Raw genomic sequence first — 19,582 nt, 5'->3', positions numbered from 1 at the left:
TACCAAAGTGAGGGCAAACTTGGCCCTCACTCTTTTTATAAAAAGTATTTCCGTACGCAGTTGATGCAGTTCAACCATTATTAATAAGGTGAACAGTTGACTATTTGCAAATTATGATTGATAATACTAAAAATACCCAAATAAGTGTTTTTGATATTAAAATAAAACGTATCTTTGTTGCAAACAACGTCCTCCTTAATAATACTATTATGAAGAAACTGCTGCTTTTAGCCTTTGTGCTATGTAGTTCTTTACTGTGCCGGGCACAAGAAGAACGAGTTATTTTAGGTGATGAACAGACTTCCGAGTATTTTCCAATCCTAAAAGATAAACGAATTGCCATATTCTCCAATCATACAGGAATGATAGGAGACAAGCATCTGCTGGACATTCTGCTGGAAAACAAGTTCAATGTAGTAGCCATTTTCTCCCCTGAACACGGTTTCAGAGGAGATGCCGACGCAGGCGAACACGTGTCCAGCTCGGTAGACAAGAAGACCGGAGTACCTATCCTCTCGCTGTACGACGGGAAATCCGGAAAACCAAGCGAAGCATCCATGCGCAAGTTTGATATCCTTGTGGTAGACATCCAGGATGTAGGCCTAAGATTCTATACTTATTATGCCTCTATGTGCCGGCTGATGGACGCTTGTGCAGAATACAACCGCAAGGTGCTGATACTGGACCGCCCCAATCCGAACGGACACTACGTGGACGGCCCGATACTGGACATGAAATATAAATCCGGTGTAGGTTGGCTGCCGATTCCCGTGGTGCACGGCATGACGCTGGGCGAACTGGGCCTGATGGTAAACGGCGAACGCTGGTTGCCGGCGTCACGCACTTGCGACCTGACCGTCATTCCCTGCAAGAACTATACGCACCAGACCCTATACAAGCTGCCGATTCCCCCGTCCCCCAATCTGCCGAACATGAAGTCCATCTATCTGTACCCCTCGACCTGCTATTTCGAGGCCACTCCGGTCAGTCTGGGAAGAGGAACCGACCTCCCCTTCCAGGTCTACGGGCATCCCAACATGACGGGCTACAGCTACAGCTTCACCCCGCGCAGTGTTCCCGGAGCCAAGAATCCGCCCCAGCTGGGCAAGCTTTGCCACGGCGTGAACCTGAGCAACATGAGCGACGAGGAAATCTGGAAACGCGGTATTGACTTGAGTTACGTGATAGACGCTTACCGGAATCTGAACATGGACGACCACTTCTTCCGTTCCTTCTTCGAACTGTTGATAGGCACCGACTACGTGCGCAAAATGATAAAGGAAGGGAAGAGCGCCGAAGAAATCAAGGCAAGATGGAAAGACGACGTAGAGAAATTCAAGGTACAGCGCAAGCCCTACCTGCTCTACGAAGAATAAAGGGATGTACGATTTGACGATTTACGATTTACGATAAAAAAATGAACGTGAATTGGAAGAGAACGTCAGAGCGTACATAGGATAATCAAAGTCGTACATATCATCAAAAGAAGTAATTTCAATCGTAAATCGTAAATCATAAAATCGTAAATCATAAAATCGTAAATAACCTCATGACTCCACTATCCGTAATCATCACCATAGCCGCCTACTTCGCGATACTGTTCACGGTATCCTATATTGCAGGAAGGAAGGCAGACAACGCCGGCTTCTTTGTAGGTAACCGCAAGTCATCCTGGTATGTCGTGGCGTTCGCCATGGTCGGTTCCGCCATTTCAGGTGTGACCTATGTATCTGTACCCGGCATGGTTGCCGCCAGCAGCTTCGGCTATCTGCAAATGGTGTTGGGCTTCATTGCCGGACAGCTCATCATAGCCTATCTGCTGGTACCGCTATTCTACAAAATGAACCTGGTATCCATCTACGAATATCTGGAGAACCGTTTCGGCATGTCTTCCTACCGCACGGGTGCCTGGTTCTTCTTCATCTCCAAAATGCTCGGTGCCGCTGTCCGTCTGTTCCTCGTATGCCTGACGCTGCAACTGCTGGTATTCGAACCTTTCGGACTGCCTTTCCTGCTGAACGTGGCCATCACGGTGGCACTGGTCTGGTTGTACACTTTCCAGGGTGGCGTAAAGTCTCTTATCTGGACAGACTCTCTGAAGACATTCTGCTTGGTGGTGTCGGTCGTACTCTGCATCTGGTATATCGCTTCCGACCTCAATCTGTCATTTACCGGTATGGTAAGCACCATTGCCGACAGTGACATGTCCCGCATCTTCTTCTTCGACGATGTGAACAGCAAGCAGTACTTCTTCAAGCAGTTCCTCGCCGGTGCCTTCACCATGATTGCCATGACCGGGCTGGATCAAGACATGATGCAGCGCAACCTGAGCTGCAAGAACTTCAAGGACTCACAGAAGAACATGATTACCAGTGTCATTTCGCAGTTCTTCGTCATCCTGCTTTTCCTGATGCTGGGCGTGCTGCTCTACATCTTTGCCGCCAACCAGCAGATTGCGGTGGAGAAGAGTGACGAACTGTTCCCGCTGATTGCCACCGGCAACTATTTCCCTGCCATTGTGGGCATACTGTTCATCATCGGCCTGATTTCTTCTGCCTATTCAGCCGCAGGCTCGGCACTCACCGCGCTGACCACTTCCTTCACCGTAGACATTCTGGGAACGAAAGGCAAGTCGGAAGAGACGGTTGTGAAGATGCGCAAGAAAGTGCACATCGGCATGGCGGTTGTTATGGGAATCACCATTTTCGTATTCAATCTTCTGAACAACACCAGTGTCATCGATGCTGTATATATCCTGGCAAGCTATACCTACGGTCCTATCTTGGGTCTGTTTGCTTTCGGCATCTTCATGAAACAACAAGTGCGTGACAAGTACATCCCGCTGGTTGCCATCGCCTCCCCGGTTCTCTGCTTCATTCTGCAGAAAAATTCCGAAGCCTGGTTCGGAGGTTATCAATTCAGCTACGAGTTGCTGATTTTCAATGCACTGTTCACTTTCATCGGTCTCTGTCTATTGATTAAGAAAGATAAAAAGAACAATTAACTTAATACATCATCTATGAACGTAAGACGTCAGTTTTTACTAAGTTTGCTTGCCGCCTCCCTCTTCCCCCAATGGGGAGGTGCGCAAGAACTTCCGACGGATGTCCGCCAGGAAATCGGGAAATTCCTGGATACCACCGCACGGAAAGAAGTTTCCGTAGGACGTATCAGCATCGACTCAGTGGCCGTGGAAGGAAATACGCTGCAACTGTTTGCCAACATGAACTGTGCCTATATTCCTTTCCGCGAGGACAATGTAGCCGAAATATACCAGGGCGTAAGTGCCCTGCTACCGGCGGAGTTTACCAAATACAAGCTGCAAATCCGTACCAACAAGCGCAGCATCGAAGAACTGGTTCCCCAAGTCCTGCGTAGTAAAAAAGACAAAAAGACGAAGACATTCAATCCCGTCGCTTCCAAGCCTTTAGTTACCGACATTTCCGCCCCCTACACCCCTACCAACGGCTTGCAGAACCGGCACATCGCCCTATGGCAAAGCCACGGCTGGTACTACGAGCCGAAACTCGACCGTTGGGAATGGCAGCGTGCACGTATCTTCCAGACCGTGGAAGACCTCTACACCCAAAGCTACGTATTGCCTTTCCTCGTGCCGATGCTGGAAAATGCCGGTGCCAATGTGCTGCTTCCCCGCGAACGCGATTGCCAGACGGCAGAAGTCATCGTAGACAATGACGGTTGCCTGACCGGCCGTTCCGTCTATACAGAAAATTCCGGTGACAAGCTCTGGAGTCAGGGAGAAGGACAAGGCTTCGCCCACCTGCGCCCCCAATACATAGACTTTGAGAATCCTTTCAAGGAAGGCACCTACCGCGCCATAGAAACCATCAAGAAAGGAAACGCAAGCACCGCCGAATGGATTCCCGAAATCCCTTCGACCGGACAATACGCCGTATACGTCTCTTACCAAACCTTGCCAAACAGCGCGGACGATGCCCTTTACACCGTCTATCACAAAGGCGGCACCACGCAGTTCAAGGTAAACCAGCAAATGGGAGGCGGCACCTGGATTTACCTCGGCACCTTCGGCTTCAATGCCGGCCGGAACAATGAATGCAAAGTCGTTCTGAGCAACCTTTCCTCCAAAGTAGGAAGAATCATCACTGCCGACGCCGTGAAGATAGGCGGCGGCATGGGGAACATAGCCCGGGGAGAAGTCAGCGGTTATCCCCGTTTCTGCGAAGCCGCCCGCTACTGGCTGCAATGGGCAGGCATACCGGACAGCGTATATTCAGAAAGCAACGGCAAGAATGACTATACCGACGACTATAAATGCCGTGGTATCTGGGTGAACTACCTTTCCGGAGGCTCTGCCGTGAACCCGACGGAAAAAGGGCTGAACATCCCTGTCAACATGGCCTTTGCCTTCCACTCCGATGCAGGAACTACACTGAACGATTCCATCATCGGGACACTCGGCATCTACTATACCAACGCCTACAATGAGAAATTCGCCAACGGAGCATCCCGCTACTTGAGCCACGACCTGACAGACTTGATTCAGTCCAACATCGTGCGTGACGTGCGTACCCTCTACGAACCCCAATGGACACGCCGGGGCAAATGGAACCAATCCTACTATGAGGCCCGTGTACCCCGCGTACCTACCATGCTACTCGAACTACTTTCCCATCAAAACTTTGCAGACATGCGCTACGGACTGGACCCGCGTTTCCATTTCACCGTAAGCCGCGCCATCTACAAAGGTATGCTTCAGTTCCTCTGCTCACAATACAACATGGATTATGTAGTGCAACCGTTACCGGTAGACCACATGACCTTGCGCATGACCAGCGAGAACGAAGTGGAACTGACCTGGCAACCCGTAGCGGATGCGTTGGAACCAACTGCCGTAGCAGAGAAATACATTGTTTATACCCGTATCGGCGACGGGGATTTCGACAACGGAGTATTGGTGGACGGCAACAGTTACCGAACCACGCTCCCCGCCGGCATGGTATGCAGCTACAAGGTTACCGCTGTCAACAAGGGCGGCGAGAGTTTCCCTTCCGAAATTCTTTCCGCCGGACGGGCGTTCAATTCCAAAGGTACCGTATTGGTGATAAACGGATTCGACCGCATCAGTGCCCCTGCCGACTTTACGGCCCCCGCCCCCGCCGACACCCTCCTTGCCGGATTTCTGGATGAGCAGGACCACGGGGTCCCCTATATCCATGACATCAGCTACATTGGCAAGATGAAGGAATACCGCCGTTCCATTCCCTGGATGGACGACGACGCCTCCGGTTTCGGCGACAGTTATGGAAATTACGAGACCCAAGTCATCGCAGGAAATACGTTCGATTATCCTGCCATACATGGTGCCGCTATCCTGAAAGCGGGATATTCGTTTGTATCGGTTAGTAATGAAAGTCTCTCCCCCGTAGGAAAGGGAGAGAAGAATATTCCGGTGGATATGAGGGAGTATAGGTATGTGGACTTGATACTTGGGAAGCAATGCCAGACCAAGATGGGACGGGGAGGCGTAAAACCGTTGGAGTTCAAGACTTTCAGCAAACCGATGCAGGAGGCTATTGCGGCTTATTGTAAGCAAGGTGGAAATATCTTTGTTTCGGGCGCTTTTGTAGGAACGGATTTATGGGACAACCGCCTTGCAACCGCCGACGAAGCCGACAAGAAATTTGCGATGGAAGTACTGAAATATAAGTGGCGTGTGGGACAAGCGGCTACAATGGGTAAGGTGAAAAGCGTAGCTTCTCCGTTCCCCGCCCTTTCAGGAAACTATACCTATCACAATGAGCTGAATGCCGATTCGTATGTGGTGGAATCACCGGACGCCATTGAACCGGCAACCAAAGATGCACACACCGTGATGCGGTATTCTGAAAACAACCTGAGTGCCGGTGTGGCCTACCAGGGCGACTACAAGACTTTTGTATTGGGATTCCCTTTTGAATCCATACGTACTGATTCTGAAAGAGAGGCACTCATGAATGCTGTGCTGACATTCTTCAACGACAACAAATAATATCAACCAATCATCATCTATGAACAGAAGACTGTTAATAATCGTCCTGATGGCTTGCCTGCTCCCCCTGGGGATGCAGGCACAGCAAGGGACATTCCGTTTTGCCCAACTGACAGACATTCATCTGACCCCGAACAATCCGAATCCCACAGAGGACCTGCTGCGTTCCGTGGCACAGATTAATGCCACCGACAGTATCGACTTTGTCCTGGTGACGGGCGACCTGACCGAAGAAGGCGACCGTACTACCATGGAAAAAGTGAAATCGTGCCTTGACTTGCTGAAGGTCCCCTACCACGTAGTCCTAGGCAACCATGAAACGAAATGGAGCGACTCCGGCTGTACCGCTTTCGGAGAAATCTTTGGCGGCGAACTCTTCGAGTTCGAGCATAAGGGATTCCTTTTCCTCGGCTTCAACTCCGGTCCGCTGATGCGTATGGCCTACGGGCATGTAGTGCCGCAAGACATCCGTTGGATGACGGAAGAAATGGAGAAAAACGGCAAAGACAAACCGGTGATACTTGTCACCCACTATCCGCTAATGGAAGGTGATGTGGACAACTGGTATGAGGTGACGGATGCCGTCCGCCCCTACAACGTGCGCTTGTTTATCGGCGGACACTACCACAGCAACCGGGATTTACGTTATGACGGCATTCCGGGCGTACTGATGCGCAGCAACCTGCGCGACAAAGAAGGGAAACAGGGTTATGGCATCTATGAAGTAACCGGGGATTCCATCCGGGTATACACGCAACGTATCGGCGAGCCCAAGAAGCAGTGGACAGCATTCTCGCTGACTAAGCAGTATTACGACCGCAACGGAAAGGCAGAGAAATATCCCGACTTCTCGGTCAACAAGGAATATCCGCAAGTAAAGGAGCAATGGATGGTGCAGACGGGCGCAGGCATTTACTGCTCTTCCGCCGTAGAAAAAGATAAAGTGTTCGTAGGAGACGATATGGGACGGCTGACAGCCTACACCCTGAAAAACGGCAAAAAGCTATGGAGCTTTGAATCCGGCAAGCGCATTGTCGGTACTCCGGCCGTAAGCGAAGGTATCGTTGTATTCGGGTCTGCTGACCGCCACATCTACGGATTGAACGCCAAAGACGGCAGCCTGCTCTGGACGGTAAAAGCTGCCGAACCGGTACTCGGAGCCGTGACCATCGCAGACGGTACCGCCTACATCGGTGCCAGTGATGCCACTTTCCGCGCCATAGACATCCATACGGGAAAAGTAATCTGGGCCTACACCGGCGTGAAGGGCTACATCGAAACCAAGCCGTTGGTGACGGAAGACAAGGTCATCTTCGGCGCATGGGACAATACACTGTATGCCCTGAACAAGACTGACGGACGTGAGTTGTGGAAATGGACGGGCGGACTGACCCGCATGCACTTCTCTCCTGCCGCCGTATGGCCGGTAGCTGCCGACGGTAAAGTATTCATTACCGACCCGCAACGCGCCATGACCGCTATAGACATCCATACGGGCAATACCGTGTGGCGCACCTTCCAGTCCATGGTGCGCGAGACCATCGGACTTTCCGAAGACGGTGAACGTATCTATAGCAAAACGATGAACGACAGCATTGTTTGCTATGCAGCTCAAGGAGATACTCCGCGGGAGTTGTGGGCAACCAATATAGGTTTCGGTTATGAGCATGCCCCCTCCATGCAAGTGGAAAAAGAGGGGGTAATGTTTGGCAGTACCAAAGAAGGACTTATCTTCGCACTGGAAGGAAAAACAGGCAAAGTACTGTGGAAACATAAAATAGGAAATTCACTCATCAGTACCGTAGTTCCGTTGAACGGCCACGAAGTTCTATTCACGGCAACCAGCGGGGAAGTGGGACTTCTGAGAATTAAAAATTGAGAATTAAAAATTAAAAGATATATCATGAATAAAATCAGTTGCTTTCTTCCCTACGCAGGAAAAGAACAAGTAGAAAAAACAGTGAATAGCCTACAGGCGACAGGACTTATAGAAGAAATCCGGTTAATCACGACCGATGCCACTCTGGAATCGCTCCCGGACTGCGAAATATTGTTTGTTGACATGCCCTACAGCAGTGCAACTCTCAAAGCTATTGCTAATGCAGCCAAGGGAGAATACACATTGCTTTATACCAAAGAGACTACGCTCGAAATGGGTATGTTTGCACTGGAACGTATGATACACATCCTTGAAGATTCAAGCGCCGGTATGGTATATGCCGACCACTACCAAATAGCAGACGGCAAGCAGAGCAACGCTCCGGTAATCGACTACCAATTCGGTTCCTTGAGGGATGACTTCAACTTTGGCTCCCTGCTCCTTTTCAACACCGAAAAACTAAAGGAAGCCGCCGGACACATGAAGTCTGACTACAACTTCGCCGGACTTTACGACCTGCGCTTGAAATTGAGCCAACATTCAGACTTGGTACATATCAACGAATACTTATACAGCGAGGTGGAAAACGATACCCGCAAGAGCGGCGAAAAGATTTTCGACTATGTAGACCCCAAAAACCGTGACCGCCAGATTGAGATGGAGCAGGCATGTACCGAACATCTGAAAGAAATCGGGGGGTATCTGGCACCGGAGTTCAAGAAGATTGAGTTCTCTGCCGGTAACTTTGAGTATGAAGCTTCGGTCATCATTCCGGTGCGCAACCGTATCCGTACCATCCGCGATGCCATCAAGTCGGTACTGATGCAGAAGACAGACTTCAAATATAATCTTATCATCATCGACAACCACTCCACAGACGGCACAACGGAAGCCATCGACGAATTCAAGGACGACGAACGCCTCATCCATATCGTCCCCGAACGCAACGACCTCGGTATCGGCGGTTGCTGGAATGTAGGTGTACACCACCCCAAGTGTGGCAAGTTTGCCGTGCAGCTGGACAGCGACGACGTATACAAAGACGAAAACACACTCGCCATCATGGTACGTGCCTTCTACGAACAGAACTGCGCCATGGTGGTAGGCACCTATATGATGACGGACTTCAACATGAACATGATTGCTCCGGGCATCATCGACCACAAGGAATGGACTCCGGCAAACGGACGCAACAACGCCCTCCGCATCAACGGCCTGGGTGCCCCACGCGCCTTCTATACCCCGGTGCTGCGCGAAGTGAAAGTACCCAATACCAGCTATGGCGAAGATTATGCACTAGGACTGAACTTCTCCCGTCAATACCAGATAGGACGTGTGTACGACGTGGTCTACCTCTGCCGCCGTTGGGACGACAATTCCGACGCCTCACTGGATATTGTAAAAATGAACGGACACAACCTCTACAAAGATCGTATCCGTACTTGGGAACTCCAAGCACGCATAGCAATGAACAAGAAAAAGTGATTGCACACCGTAAATCATCAAATAACAGACAAGCTCATGAATCAAACGATACACAATCTTCTAACCGGACAACTGGCATCCTGGGAGACGGCACGCAACAATTATGCTGCCCTCTCCGGTGTGCGGGTGAAAGAGCTGAATGTAAACGGCATACCCTATAAGGTACAGTTCAACCCGGCACGCATCGTTTCCTCCGGTGCCAAGGTGGATGCCAAGTCCATTCAGGAACGAAAATGCTTTCTGTGCCCGGCAAACCTGCCACCGGTACAGAAAGGTATCCCATTTGGCGGGCACTACCATATTCTGGTGAATCCGTTCCCCATTTTCCCTCGCCACCTGACGATACCGGAACTGGCGCATACTCCCCAACGCATCGCTTCCCGCTTCACCGATGTGCTGGAGCTGGCCGAGGCGCTGACGGAATATACCATTTTCTACAACGGTCCCCGATGTGGCGCCTCCGCCCCCGACCATGCTCATTTCCAAGCAGGAAACAAAGGATTCATGCCTATCGAAAAAGACTGGCGCGGACAAGTTGCCGGAAAGATAGCCGATTATGGAAAGGCTACGCTATGGTATCTCAATGACGCTCCCCGTGCCACACTTGTGATTGAATCCATCTCCAAAGAGGACGCGGCAGACTTGTTCGACATCATTTACCGCTCTCTGGACGTGAAACCCGAGGAAGACGAACCGATGATGAACGTACTGGTCCTATACGAGGCCGACCGTTGGGTGGTCTTTGTCTTCCCGCGCGAGAAGCACCGTCCCACCTGCTACACCGCCGAGGGAGAAGCCAACCTATTGAGCAGTCCGGCGTCCGTTGACTTGGGAGGTGTCTTTATCACCCCCGTAGAAAAGGATTTCCTAAAAATCACTGCGGAAGATGTGGCACAGATATTAAGTGAAGTATGCCTCTCTGCCACAGACTTCCACAAGGTACGGCAGCGTATCAGGGAAAAAATATGACTTCTGAAATCCTAAAACTCTAATTTTAAAGAAATACCATTATGAAAGAGCCCAAAGTACAAGTAGGCATTCTGTTTGAACCGCAGATAGAATTCGTTTTGCTGAACCCGTATCGCATAGACGGAACGGAAGTCAGCGGCAAGCAGGTAGTGACCTACGACGAAGGCAAGATTCTCTGGAATGGCCGCCAGTATGACGAACTGCTGTTCGAACCGCAACACGAGCAGACCGATGCCTTCGAACTATTGGACGTTACCATCGGCATCAATTTCCATTGGGAGCGCAAAGAAGACCAGCGTTTTCTGGGTGCCCTCAAAATCATCGTTGAGAATGGAAAGCTCACCGGCATCAACGTCATCCATGTAGAAGATTATCTGACCAGCGTCATCTCCTCCGAGATGAGTGCCACCGCTTCTCTGGAGCTGCTCAAGGCACACGCTGTCATCTCCCGAAGCTGGCTACTGGCACAAATACAAAAGAATAAGGAAATCACCGAAGCCCAAGCTAACTACTCGGCCTTTACGCAGACCGACGAAGAGCTGATTCGCTGGTACGACCGAGAAGACCACACACGTTTCGATGTATGCGCCGACGACCATTGTCAACGCTACCAGGGCATTACACGTGCCTCTACCGATATTGTGAAACAAGCCATCTCCGCTACCCGCGGCCAGGTACTGACATCTGATGGTAAGATTTGCGACGCCCGTTTCTCCAAATGCTGCGGCGGTGCTTTCGAGGAGTTCCAATACTGCTGGGAAGACATCAAATACCCCTATCTTGCCCAACAACGAGACAGCAAAACGCACGCCACACTGCCCGATTTGACGCAGGAAGTCGAAGCGGACCGCTGGATTCGTACCTCCCCCGAAGCATTCTGCAACACCACCGACAAGAAAATCCTCTCACAGGTACTCAATAACTATGACCAGGAGACTACGGACTTCTATCGCTGGAAAGTGGAATATACCCAGGAAGAGCTTTCAGCCCTCATTCTGAAACGTTCAGGCATTGACTACGGACAAATCATCGACCTTATCCCCATAGCCCGCGGAACCAGCGGACGCCTCTGGAAACTGAAGATTGTGGGAACCAAACGCACACTCACCATCGGCAAGGAACTGGAAATCCGCCGCACGCTCTCCACTTCACACCTCTACAGCTCTGCCTTCGTGGTAGACAAAGAGGAGTTGTCCGCCGAAGGCATTCCCGGACGCTTCATCCTCACCGGTGCCGGTTGGGGGCATGGTGTGGGACTTTGCCAAATAGGTGCAGCCGTGATGGGCGAGCAAGGGTATAAGTATGATGCAATACTGCTGCACTACTATATAGGTGCCAGCATTGACAAGCTGTATGAATAATCGAATAGAACACAATAAATCAATATCATGAACCATACAAAAAACATATCGCCATGGGCATGGGTACCCACCTTGTACTTTGCACAAGGCATTCCATATTTTATCGTAAACAACATCTCCGTGATGATGTTTACTAAAATGGGCGTACCGAACGGAGAAATGGCCTTGTTCACAAGCCTGCTCTATCTGCCATGGACTATCAAACCCTTCTGGAGCCCGTTTGTCGACATCATCAAGACCAAAAGATGGTGGACCCTTTCCATGCAGATTCTGATGTCTGTGGCATTCATCCTGCTGACGCTGTCCATTCCACGGCCGGACGAGGCGACTATGGCGGCCGGAACAACCCCCATCAGCATGTTCAGCATCACGCTGATGCTGTTCATCATCACGGCTTTTGCCTCTGCCACACACGACATTGCCGCCGACGGCTTCTACATGCTGGCACTGAAACAGAGTGACCAGGCAGCCTTCGTTGGCATCCGAAGCACGTTTTACCGGCTCGCCTCTATCTTCGGACAAGGCGTGCTCGTAGCCATTGCCGGCGCCATCGAACTGAGAACCGAAAACATTCCGCTGTCATGGACCATCACGATGCTGGTTACAGCCGTTCTGTTCAGCCTGGTGACGTTCTATCACCTCTTTGCAGTCCCCAAACCCGCTTCGGACAAGTCTACACTGGCAGCCGATGCCGCCACTGCAGGAGCCATATTCAGAGAATTCGGACGAACATTCGCCACCTATTTCACCAAACCAGGTGCATTGCTGGCCATCGTGTTCATGTTGCTGTACCGCCTGCCTGAGGCATTCCTCATCAAAATGTGTATGCCCTTCCTGGTGGCCTCCAAAGAATCGGGAGGTCTGGAACTCTCGACTGCAGAAGTAGGTATCGTATACGGCACCATCGGAGTCATATTCCTCACCCTGGGCGGTATTCTGGGAGGATTATTCGCATCACGCATCGGATTGAAAAAATCCATCTGGTGGATGGCAGGATGTATGACTCTACCATGCCTGACGTTTGTCTATCTTGCCATTGCCCAGCCCGACAATCTGTTTGCCATCTCAACCTCCATCGCCATCGAGCAATTTGGCTACGGCTTTGGTTTCACGGCCTACATGCTCTACATGATGTACTTCTCCGAAGGCGAATTCAAGACCTCCCACTATGCCATCTGTACCGCATTCATGGCACTGAGCATGATGATTCCAGGGATGTTTGCGGGATACATTCAGGAGGCTATCGGATATATCGACTTCTTCTGGTTGGTGATGATATGCTGTTTCGCCACGGTTGTTGTCACCATTTTTGCAGACAGAAGAATAGACCCGGAATATGGGAAAAAGTGATTAATGTTTAATGATTAGCGATGAAAAAGATTATTATAATATCCTTGCTCTGCCTCCTCTGCGGAGGTGCGATGCAGGCACAGAAGATAAGAATAAAGACCGGCATCGAAGTACTGAAAGAACAGAATTTCCGATGCTTGGAAGGTAAACGTGTAGGGTTGATTACCAATCCGACGGGAGTGGACAACCGGATGAAGTCTACCATCGACATACTGCACGAGGCCCCGAACGTAAATCTTGTGGCACTCTATGGCCCCGAACACGGCGTACGCGGTGATGTGCACGCAGGCGACCATGTAACGGACATCAAAGACGCGACTACCGGACTGCCCGTATATTCGCTTTACGGAAAGACTCGCAAGGCCACACCGGATATGCTGAAAGACGTAGATGTATTGGTATATGACATCCAGGACATCGGTTGCCGTTCCTTTACCTACATCAGCACCATGGGACTGGCTATGGAAGCCGCTGCCGAAAACGGCAAGGAATTCATCGTGCTGGACCGGCCCAATCCTGTAGGCGGATTGAAAATTGAGGGTAACTTAGTTGAAGATGATTGCATTTCTTTTGTAAGCCAGTTTAAAATTCCGTACCTTTACGCTCTCACTTGCGGTGAGCTGGCACTGATGCTCAATGGCGAGAAGATGTTGAAGGATGGGGAACAATGCAATCTCCACGTAGTGAAGATGAAAGGCTGGAAACGCAAGATGGATTATACCCAAACCGGACTGCAATGGGTTCCTTCCTCTCCACACATTCCACATCCACATTCTGCATTCTTCTATCCCGTCAGCGGAATCCTGGGAGAGCTGGGATATATGTCCATTGGTGTGGGGTATACCATTCCGTTCCAGATGTTTGCCGCACCGTGGGTGGAAGCAGAGAAGCTGGCCGGAAACCTGAACCGTCTGAACGTACCGGGGGTTATCTTCAGACCGATGTACCTGAAACCGTTCTACAGTGTAGGCAAAGGCGAGTTGCTGCAAGGTGTGCAAGTGCACATCATGGATTTCGGCAAAGCACCGTTGAGCGACCTGCAATTCCTGGTCATGCAGGAAGTCGCCGCCCTCTATCCGGACCGTGCCGTGTTTGACCATGCCGACAAGGGACGTTTCTCGATGTTCGACAAGGTAAGTGGTTCGCGGCAGATACGCGAACGCTTTTCGAAGCGGAACCGTTGGGAAGATATACGCGACTACTGGTATAAGGATGCCGAAGACTTTCGTAAGTTGTCGAAAAAGTATTATTTATATAAATAGTTTTACAGACGAACAAAGAGGAAAGATAGCAATCATACTGAGGGTATCCCCATCAGCCCTGTTTATAGCCTACTTTGAAGAGAAATGATACGATAGTAAAAAAACAGATATGAAAGAGCGCAGTTACATGGCTTTCCTGCAGGAAGCAAGCCAAATCATTCCGCAGGAAAGAATTTATACCGACGAACTTCGCCGGCTGGCTTGGGGTACGGATGCCGGTTTCTACCGCCTAATTCCTCAGATTGTAATCCGTTCAAAAGACGAGGACGAAGTTTCACAACTGTTGAAACTGGCTAGCCGCCACGAGTTACCAGTCACCTTCCGAGCGGCAGGAACCAGTTTGTCGGGACAAGCCATTAGTGACTCCATCCTCATCGTAGCCGGCAAGAATTGGGAAAAATACAGCATATCTGCCGACCATGAACAGATAACCCTCCAACCGGGCATCATCGGACAACGTGTGAACGAATTGCTGGCCCCCTACGGCCGCAAGTTTGCACCGGATCCCGCCTCGGTAAAAAGCGCCATGGTGGGCGGTATAGTCATGAACAATGCTTCCGGCATGAATTGCGGCACGCATGCCAACAGCGACAAAGTGCTTGTTTCCGCTCGCATCGTCCTAATGGACGGTACCCTGCTGGATACCGGAAATCCCGCCAGCCGCGCCTCCTTCGAAGTGACCCACCGCAACTTTATCCGCCGCATCTGCGCACTGCGTGACGAAATACGTACCAACGAAAAATTGGCTGAACGCATCCGTTACAAATATTCCATCAAAAACGTAACTGGGCTCAATCTGCTGCCTTTTGTCCGTTTTGATGACCCGTTCGAAATCATCGCCCACCTCATGGTAGGTTCCGAAGGTACATTGGCATTCCTTTCGGAAGTGACGATGAAGACCGAATATGACTATCCCTACAAAGCCTGTGCTATGCTCTACTTCAAGACCATAAAAGAAGCGAGCCGCGCTGTGGTAGCCATGAAGAAGCTGGTCGGCAAAACCGGTGAATGGACAGTAAAAGGGGCTGAAATGCTGGACTACAAGAGCCTTTCTTCCGTCAACGACCCCATATTCCTGAAATACAAAGGTGAAGTTGCCTCCTCCACCCTCCCCGACGTAGAGCCGGGCGACGAAACCGGGCTAACCGCAGTGCTAACTGAAACCAAAGCCCGTACCCCCGAAGAACTCCGACAAAACATATCCACCATCGAAACATGCCTGCAAGCCTTCACAACTTATATTCCGGTACGCTTCACTGACCGTCCGGAGGAATATTCCAAATTCTGGGCCATCCGTTCCGGCATCTTCCCCTCTGTAGGAGGTACCCGCCAGCCGGGAACCACTTGCCTCATCGAAGACATCGCCTTCCACATTGAAGACCTTCCGGAGGCAACGGCAGAACTGCAACAGCTCATAGCCCGCCACGGATATAATGACGCCTGCATCTACGGCCATGCTCTCGAAGGCAACTACCACTTCATCATCAACCAATCCTTCAGTACCCAAGCAGAAGTGAAACGTTACGAAGATTTGATGAATGACATCAAGAACTTGGTAGTAGATAAATATGACGGTTCCCTGAAAGCCGAGCATGGTACGGGCCGGAATATGGCTCCCTTTGTCCGCCATGAATGGGGAGATGACGCCTACAAAGCCATGAAAGCCGTCAAAGAGCTGTTTGACCCACAAGGATTGCTAAACCCCGGTGTCATATTCAATGATGACCCGCAATGCCATATCAAGAACTTCAAGCCGCTGCCTTTATTAATGGAAAATGGAAAAGGAACAATTGACAATGACGCTGTACCCCATTCTCAATTATCAACTGTCTATTCTCAATTAAACAAGTGTATCGAGTGCGGTTTCTGCGAAGTCAACTGTCTCTCCTGCGGCTTTACCCTTTCCTCGCGCCAGCGCATCGTGTTGCAGCGCGAAATATCCCGGTTGAAACAAAGTGGTGAGGACCCGACACGCCTTGCACTGCTCGAAAAGCAATACCGCTATCCCGGCAACCAGACTTGTGCCGGAGACGGTCTCTGCTCCATGTCGTGTCCGATGGGTATCAATACGGGTGACCTTACCCATATAATCCGCCAGGAAGCATTGCCCAAAGGCAGTCTGGGATACAAAACCGGAGACTTTGTCGCCAATCATTTCGCTGGTGTCAAGAGTACACTGCGTCCCGTATTGTCCTTAGCCAACTTCGGACATTCACTATTAGGGACAAAGGCGATGAGCAATATTACCAAAGGCTTGCACAATGCATTAGGCATACCTCTATGGACGCCGGCTATGCCAAAACCCCTCCGTCCTTATAATAAAGCAAAAGTAACTACTCCCCCTCCCTACGGAAAAGGGGGCAAGGAAAGAGAGGCCGTAGTTTATTTCCCCAGCTGCATCAACCAGACTATGGGTCTGGCCAAGAAGTCTCCCGTAGAGCAGCCATTGGTAAACAAAATGGTGTCTTTGTTACAAAAAGCCGATTACGAAATCATCTTCCCGAAAGACATGGACAAACTTTGCTGTGGCACCATTTGGGAAAGTAAAGGGATGCTGGACATTGCCGACCGCAAGACAGCCGAACTGGAGGCCGCACTTTGGGAAGCCAGCGAACAAGGTAAATACCCCGTCCTCTGTGACCAAAGCCCTTGTCTGCACCGCATGCGCGAGTGCATCAAGAAGATGAAACTATATGAACCTGCGGAATTCATCTATACATTCTTACGTGACAAGCTGATTTTCACACCCATCAACCGCCCCGTAGCAGTCCACATCACCTGCTCCATGCGGAAAATGGGACTGGCAGATACCATTATAGCCCTTGCACGTCTCTGCTCCAGTAAAGTCATCGTACCGGAAGAAGTAGGTTGCTGCGGTTTTGCCGGAGACCGGGGATTCACCTATCCTGAGCTGAACTCGTACGCCCTACGCAAACTCCGACCGCAAATAGAAGCATCCGGAGTGAGTATAGGCTACTCCAACAGCCGCACTTGTGAAATCGGATTGACAACAAACTCAGGTATCCCCTACGTATCCATCGCTTATCTGGTAGACGAATGTACAAAGGCGGCTGATAATTAGGATTGATAACTTAACACACAAATATTACAATGAACAGTACAAAAGTAAGCAAACGCATCCTTGCACTCGACATTCTTCGTGGTGTCACCATCGCAGGTATGATTATGGTAAACAACCCCGGTTCGTGGGGACATATCTATGCCCCCTTGCGACATGCAGAATGGAACGGCCTGACTCCCACCGACCTCGTCTTTCCTTTCTTTATGTTTATCATGGGAATTTCTACGTACATTTCCCTGAAGAAATACAACTTCGAGTTCAGCCACACCACCGGCATGAAGATACTGAAACGTACCATCGTCATTTTCCTCATAGGCATGGCCATCGGCTGGTTCTCGCGTTTCTGTTATTACTGGGCTTCCGCTCCGGACGACCTCAGTTTCGGAGAGAAACTATGGGCTTCCGTCTGGACATTCGACCGTATCCGTATCCTGGGTGTCATGCAACGGCTGGCCCTTTGCTACGGTGCAGCCTCCATCATTGCACTAACCATGAAGCATAAACATATACCTTATCTGATCGCCAGCCTATTGATAGGTTACTTCATACTGTTGATGTGTGGTAACGGTTTTGCCTATAATGAAACAAACATTCTTTCCGTGGTAGACCGTGCTATCCTAACCCCTGCACACATGTACAAGGATAACGGCATAGATCCCGAAGGTTTGTTAAGTACTATCCCTGCCATTGCACACGTGTTGCTGGGATTCTGTGTAGGACGGCTGATGCTGGACGGCAACAAGTCAGAAAACCGTGCCTCATTTCTCAATTCGCAGCTTATCACACTGTTTCTAGTAGGTGTTATCCTTACTTTCTCCGGTTTCCTGCTAAACTACGGTTGTCCTATCAATAAGAAAATATGGTCTCCTACCTACGTACTCGTCACTTGCGGACTGGCATCCAGTTTTCTGGCATTGCTTATCTGGATTATTGATGTGAAAGGCTATAAGAAGTGGAGCATGTTTTTCGAGGCATTCGGTGTGAATCCGCTGTTCATGTATGTATTGGGCGGCGTACTTAGCATACTTTTCGGTAGCATCAGCTTCCCGTGGGGAGACGGCAGCATCAGTATACACGGATTCTTATACAATATAGTCCTCATGCCCGTTTTCGGTGAAACCGCCGGTTCCCTTGCCTTTGCCTTGCTGTTTATCGCCATTAACTGGTGTATCGGCTACCAGTTGTACAAACGAAAAATATATATCAAGATATAAGAATAAAGATGAAGGATTAGGGATTAATGTTTAATGATATCACCTTTATTATATGCAATACCCTAATCCTTAATCCATCATCCCTAATCCCTAATCCTTAAAAACTATTTTATATGATTTTAATAGCAGACAGTGGCTCTACAAAAACCGATTGGTGTGTTGTAGAGAATGGAGTACTTATCCAACAGATATTCACGAAGGGTACAAACCCTTTCTTTCAGTCGGAAGAGGAAATCAGTAATGAAATAGCAACAGCTCTATTACCTCAGCTGAAAACAAGTGAACTAGATGCCGTATACTTTTATGGTGCAGGATGCGGATTTCCCGACAAGATAAGTATGGTGCACCGTGCCATTACCAAACACCTCAATGTGAAAAATGAAGTGGAAGTCAATACCGATATGCTGGCTGCCGCACGTGGCCTCTGCGGACATGACTCAGGCATTGCCTGCATCATGGGAACCGGTTCCAACTCATGTTATTATGACGGGAAAAGCATTGTCACCAATGTATCTCCTCTCGGATTCATCTTGGGAGACGAAGGCAGCGGAGCCTGCTTAGGCAAACTACTAGTAGGCGATATCTTGAAAAATCAGATGACACCTGAACTTAAAGAAAAATTCCTCAAACAGTTCGACCTGACACCTGCTGATATCATCGACCGTGTCTACCGTAAACCTTTCCCCAACCGTTTCCTGGCAAGCTTGTCACCGTTTCTTGCACAGAATCTGGGTGAACCTTGTGTACGCGCTCTGGTACTGAACAGCTTTAAGGCATTCCTTAAACGCAACGTCATGCAATATGAAGACTATCAGCATCAAAAAGTACATTTCATCGGTTCAGTAGCCTTCTATTACAAGGAAGTTCTGGCAGAAGCTGCCAAAGAAATGGGTATCCAACTGGGTGCAATCATCAAGAGCCCCATGGAAGGACTCATCAAATATCACAACTGAAAGTGACAAATCGTAAA

Annotated in this window: 12 protein-coding genes; all 12 read left to right on the top strand. The window is 49.9% G+C overall.

Annotated elements, in window-relative coordinates:
• Positions 1-209 precede the first annotated feature (209 nt).
• The 12 genes from DWY57_RS04905 (at position 210) to DWY57_RS04850 (ending at position 19,565) form a co-directional block, all read left to right on the top strand.
• Positions 210-1,376 carry a DUF1343 domain-containing protein gene (locus DWY57_RS04905; protein ID WP_034532683.1) on the top strand — a complete coding sequence of 389 codons (1,167 nt, stop codon included), beginning with the start codon at positions 210-212 and terminating at the stop codon, positions 1,374-1,376.
• 173 nt (positions 1,377-1,549) lie between these two features.
• Positions 1,550-3,004, top strand: coding sequence for a sodium:solute symporter (locus DWY57_RS04900; RefSeq protein ID WP_009037758.1), 1,455 nt, complete (start codon positions 1,550-1,552; stop codon positions 3,002-3,004).
• 15 nt (positions 3,005-3,019) lie between these two features.
• Positions 3,020-6,010: a xanthan lyase gene (locus tag DWY57_RS04895; protein ID WP_119961416.1), complete on the top strand. Its 2,991-nt coding sequence runs from the start codon at positions 3,020-3,022 to the stop codon at positions 6,008-6,010.
• A gap of 19 nt (positions 6,011-6,029) precedes the next feature.
• Complete coding sequence (locus tag DWY57_RS04890) at positions 6,030-7,889, top strand: PQQ-binding-like beta-propeller repeat protein (protein WP_118696325.1); 1,860 nt, start codon at positions 6,030-6,032, stop codon at positions 7,887-7,889.
• A gap of 24 nt (positions 7,890-7,913) precedes the next feature.
• Positions 7,914-9,374 (top strand): glycosyltransferase family 2 protein, encoded by a 1,461-nt coding sequence (locus DWY57_RS04885; protein ID WP_118696326.1) that lies wholly within the window; start codon positions 7,914-7,916, stop codon positions 9,372-9,374.
• A gap of 36 nt (positions 9,375-9,410) precedes the next feature.
• Complete coding sequence (locus tag DWY57_RS04880; RefSeq protein WP_117965664.1) at positions 9,411-10,343, top strand: DUF4922 domain-containing protein; 933 nt, start codon at positions 9,411-9,413, stop codon at positions 10,341-10,343.
• A gap of 41 nt (positions 10,344-10,384) precedes the next feature.
• The gene (locus tag DWY57_RS04875) at positions 10,385-11,704 is read left to right on the top strand and encodes a SpoIID/LytB domain-containing protein (protein ID WP_119961415.1); all 1,320 of its coding nucleotides are present in this window, start codon (positions 10,385-10,387) and stop codon (positions 11,702-11,704) included.
• A 27-nt stretch (positions 11,705-11,731) separates the two neighbouring features.
• Positions 11,732-13,054 (top strand): MFS transporter, encoded by a 1,323-nt coding sequence (locus DWY57_RS04870; protein WP_117965635.1) that lies wholly within the window; start codon positions 11,732-11,734, stop codon positions 13,052-13,054.
• 20 nt (positions 13,055-13,074) lie between these two features.
• On the top strand, positions 13,075-14,316 hold the full coding sequence (locus DWY57_RS04865; protein ID WP_117600244.1) for a DUF1343 domain-containing protein: 1,242 nt from the start codon (positions 13,075-13,077) through the stop codon (positions 14,314-14,316).
• Between the two features lie 109 nt (positions 14,317-14,425).
• A complete protein-coding gene (locus DWY57_RS04860; RefSeq protein WP_117600243.1) occupies positions 14,426-17,398 on the top strand; it encodes an FAD-binding and (Fe-S)-binding domain-containing protein in 2,973 nt (990 codons plus the stop codon).
• 29 nt (positions 17,399-17,427) lie between these two features.
• Positions 17,428-18,612, top strand: coding sequence for a heparan-alpha-glucosaminide N-acetyltransferase domain-containing protein (locus DWY57_RS04855; RefSeq protein WP_117600242.1), 1,185 nt, complete (start codon positions 17,428-17,430; stop codon positions 18,610-18,612).
• Positions 18,613-18,725: 113 nt separating this feature from the next.
• Positions 18,726-19,565: a BadF/BadG/BcrA/BcrD ATPase family protein gene (locus DWY57_RS04850; RefSeq protein WP_117600241.1), complete on the top strand. Its 840-nt coding sequence runs from the start codon at positions 18,726-18,728 to the stop codon at positions 19,563-19,565.
• Positions 19,566-19,582 lie beyond the last annotated feature (17 nt).

The organism is Bacteroides sp. AF25-5LB, from assembly GCF_003602965.1.
Classification (GTDB): Bacteria; Bacteroidota; Bacteroidia; order Bacteroidales; family Bacteroidaceae; genus Bacteroides; species Bacteroides uniformis.
Note: the sequence above shows the minus strand (reverse complement) of the source record. Positions and strands in the feature narration are given on the sequence as shown.

Coding starts and splice junctions, on each gene's coding strand:
- DWY57_RS04905 (WP_034532683.1), top strand. CDS start 210: ATGAAGAAACTGCTGCTTTTAGCCTTTGTGCTATGTAGTTCTTTACTG.
- DWY57_RS04860 (WP_117600243.1), top strand. CDS start 14,426: ATGAAAGAGCGCAGTTACATGGCTTTCCTGCAGGAAGCAAGCCAAATC.
- DWY57_RS04880 (WP_117965664.1), top strand. CDS start 9,411: ATGAATCAAACGATACACAATCTTCTAACCGGACAACTGGCATCCTGG.
- DWY57_RS04890 (WP_118696325.1), top strand. CDS start 6,030: ATGAACAGAAGACTGTTAATAATCGTCCTGATGGCTTGCCTGCTCCCC.
- DWY57_RS04855 (WP_117600242.1), top strand. CDS start 17,428: ATGAACAGTACAAAAGTAAGCAAACGCATCCTTGCACTCGACATTCTT.
- DWY57_RS04850 (WP_117600241.1), top strand. CDS start 18,726: ATGATTTTAATAGCAGACAGTGGCTCTACAAAAACCGATTGGTGTGTT.
- DWY57_RS04865 (WP_117600244.1), top strand. CDS start 13,075: ATGAAAAAGATTATTATAATATCCTTGCTCTGCCTCCTCTGCGGAGGT.
- DWY57_RS04900 (WP_009037758.1), top strand. CDS start 1,550: ATGACTCCACTATCCGTAATCATCACCATAGCCGCCTACTTCGCGATA.
- DWY57_RS04870 (WP_117965635.1), top strand. CDS start 11,732: ATGAACCATACAAAAAACATATCGCCATGGGCATGGGTACCCACCTTG.
- DWY57_RS04885 (WP_118696326.1), top strand. CDS start 7,914: ATGAATAAAATCAGTTGCTTTCTTCCCTACGCAGGAAAAGAACAAGTA.
- DWY57_RS04875 (WP_119961415.1), top strand. CDS start 10,385: ATGAAAGAGCCCAAAGTACAAGTAGGCATTCTGTTTGAACCGCAGATA.
- DWY57_RS04895 (WP_119961416.1), top strand. CDS start 3,020: ATGAACGTAAGACGTCAGTTTTTACTAAGTTTGCTTGCCGCCTCCCTC.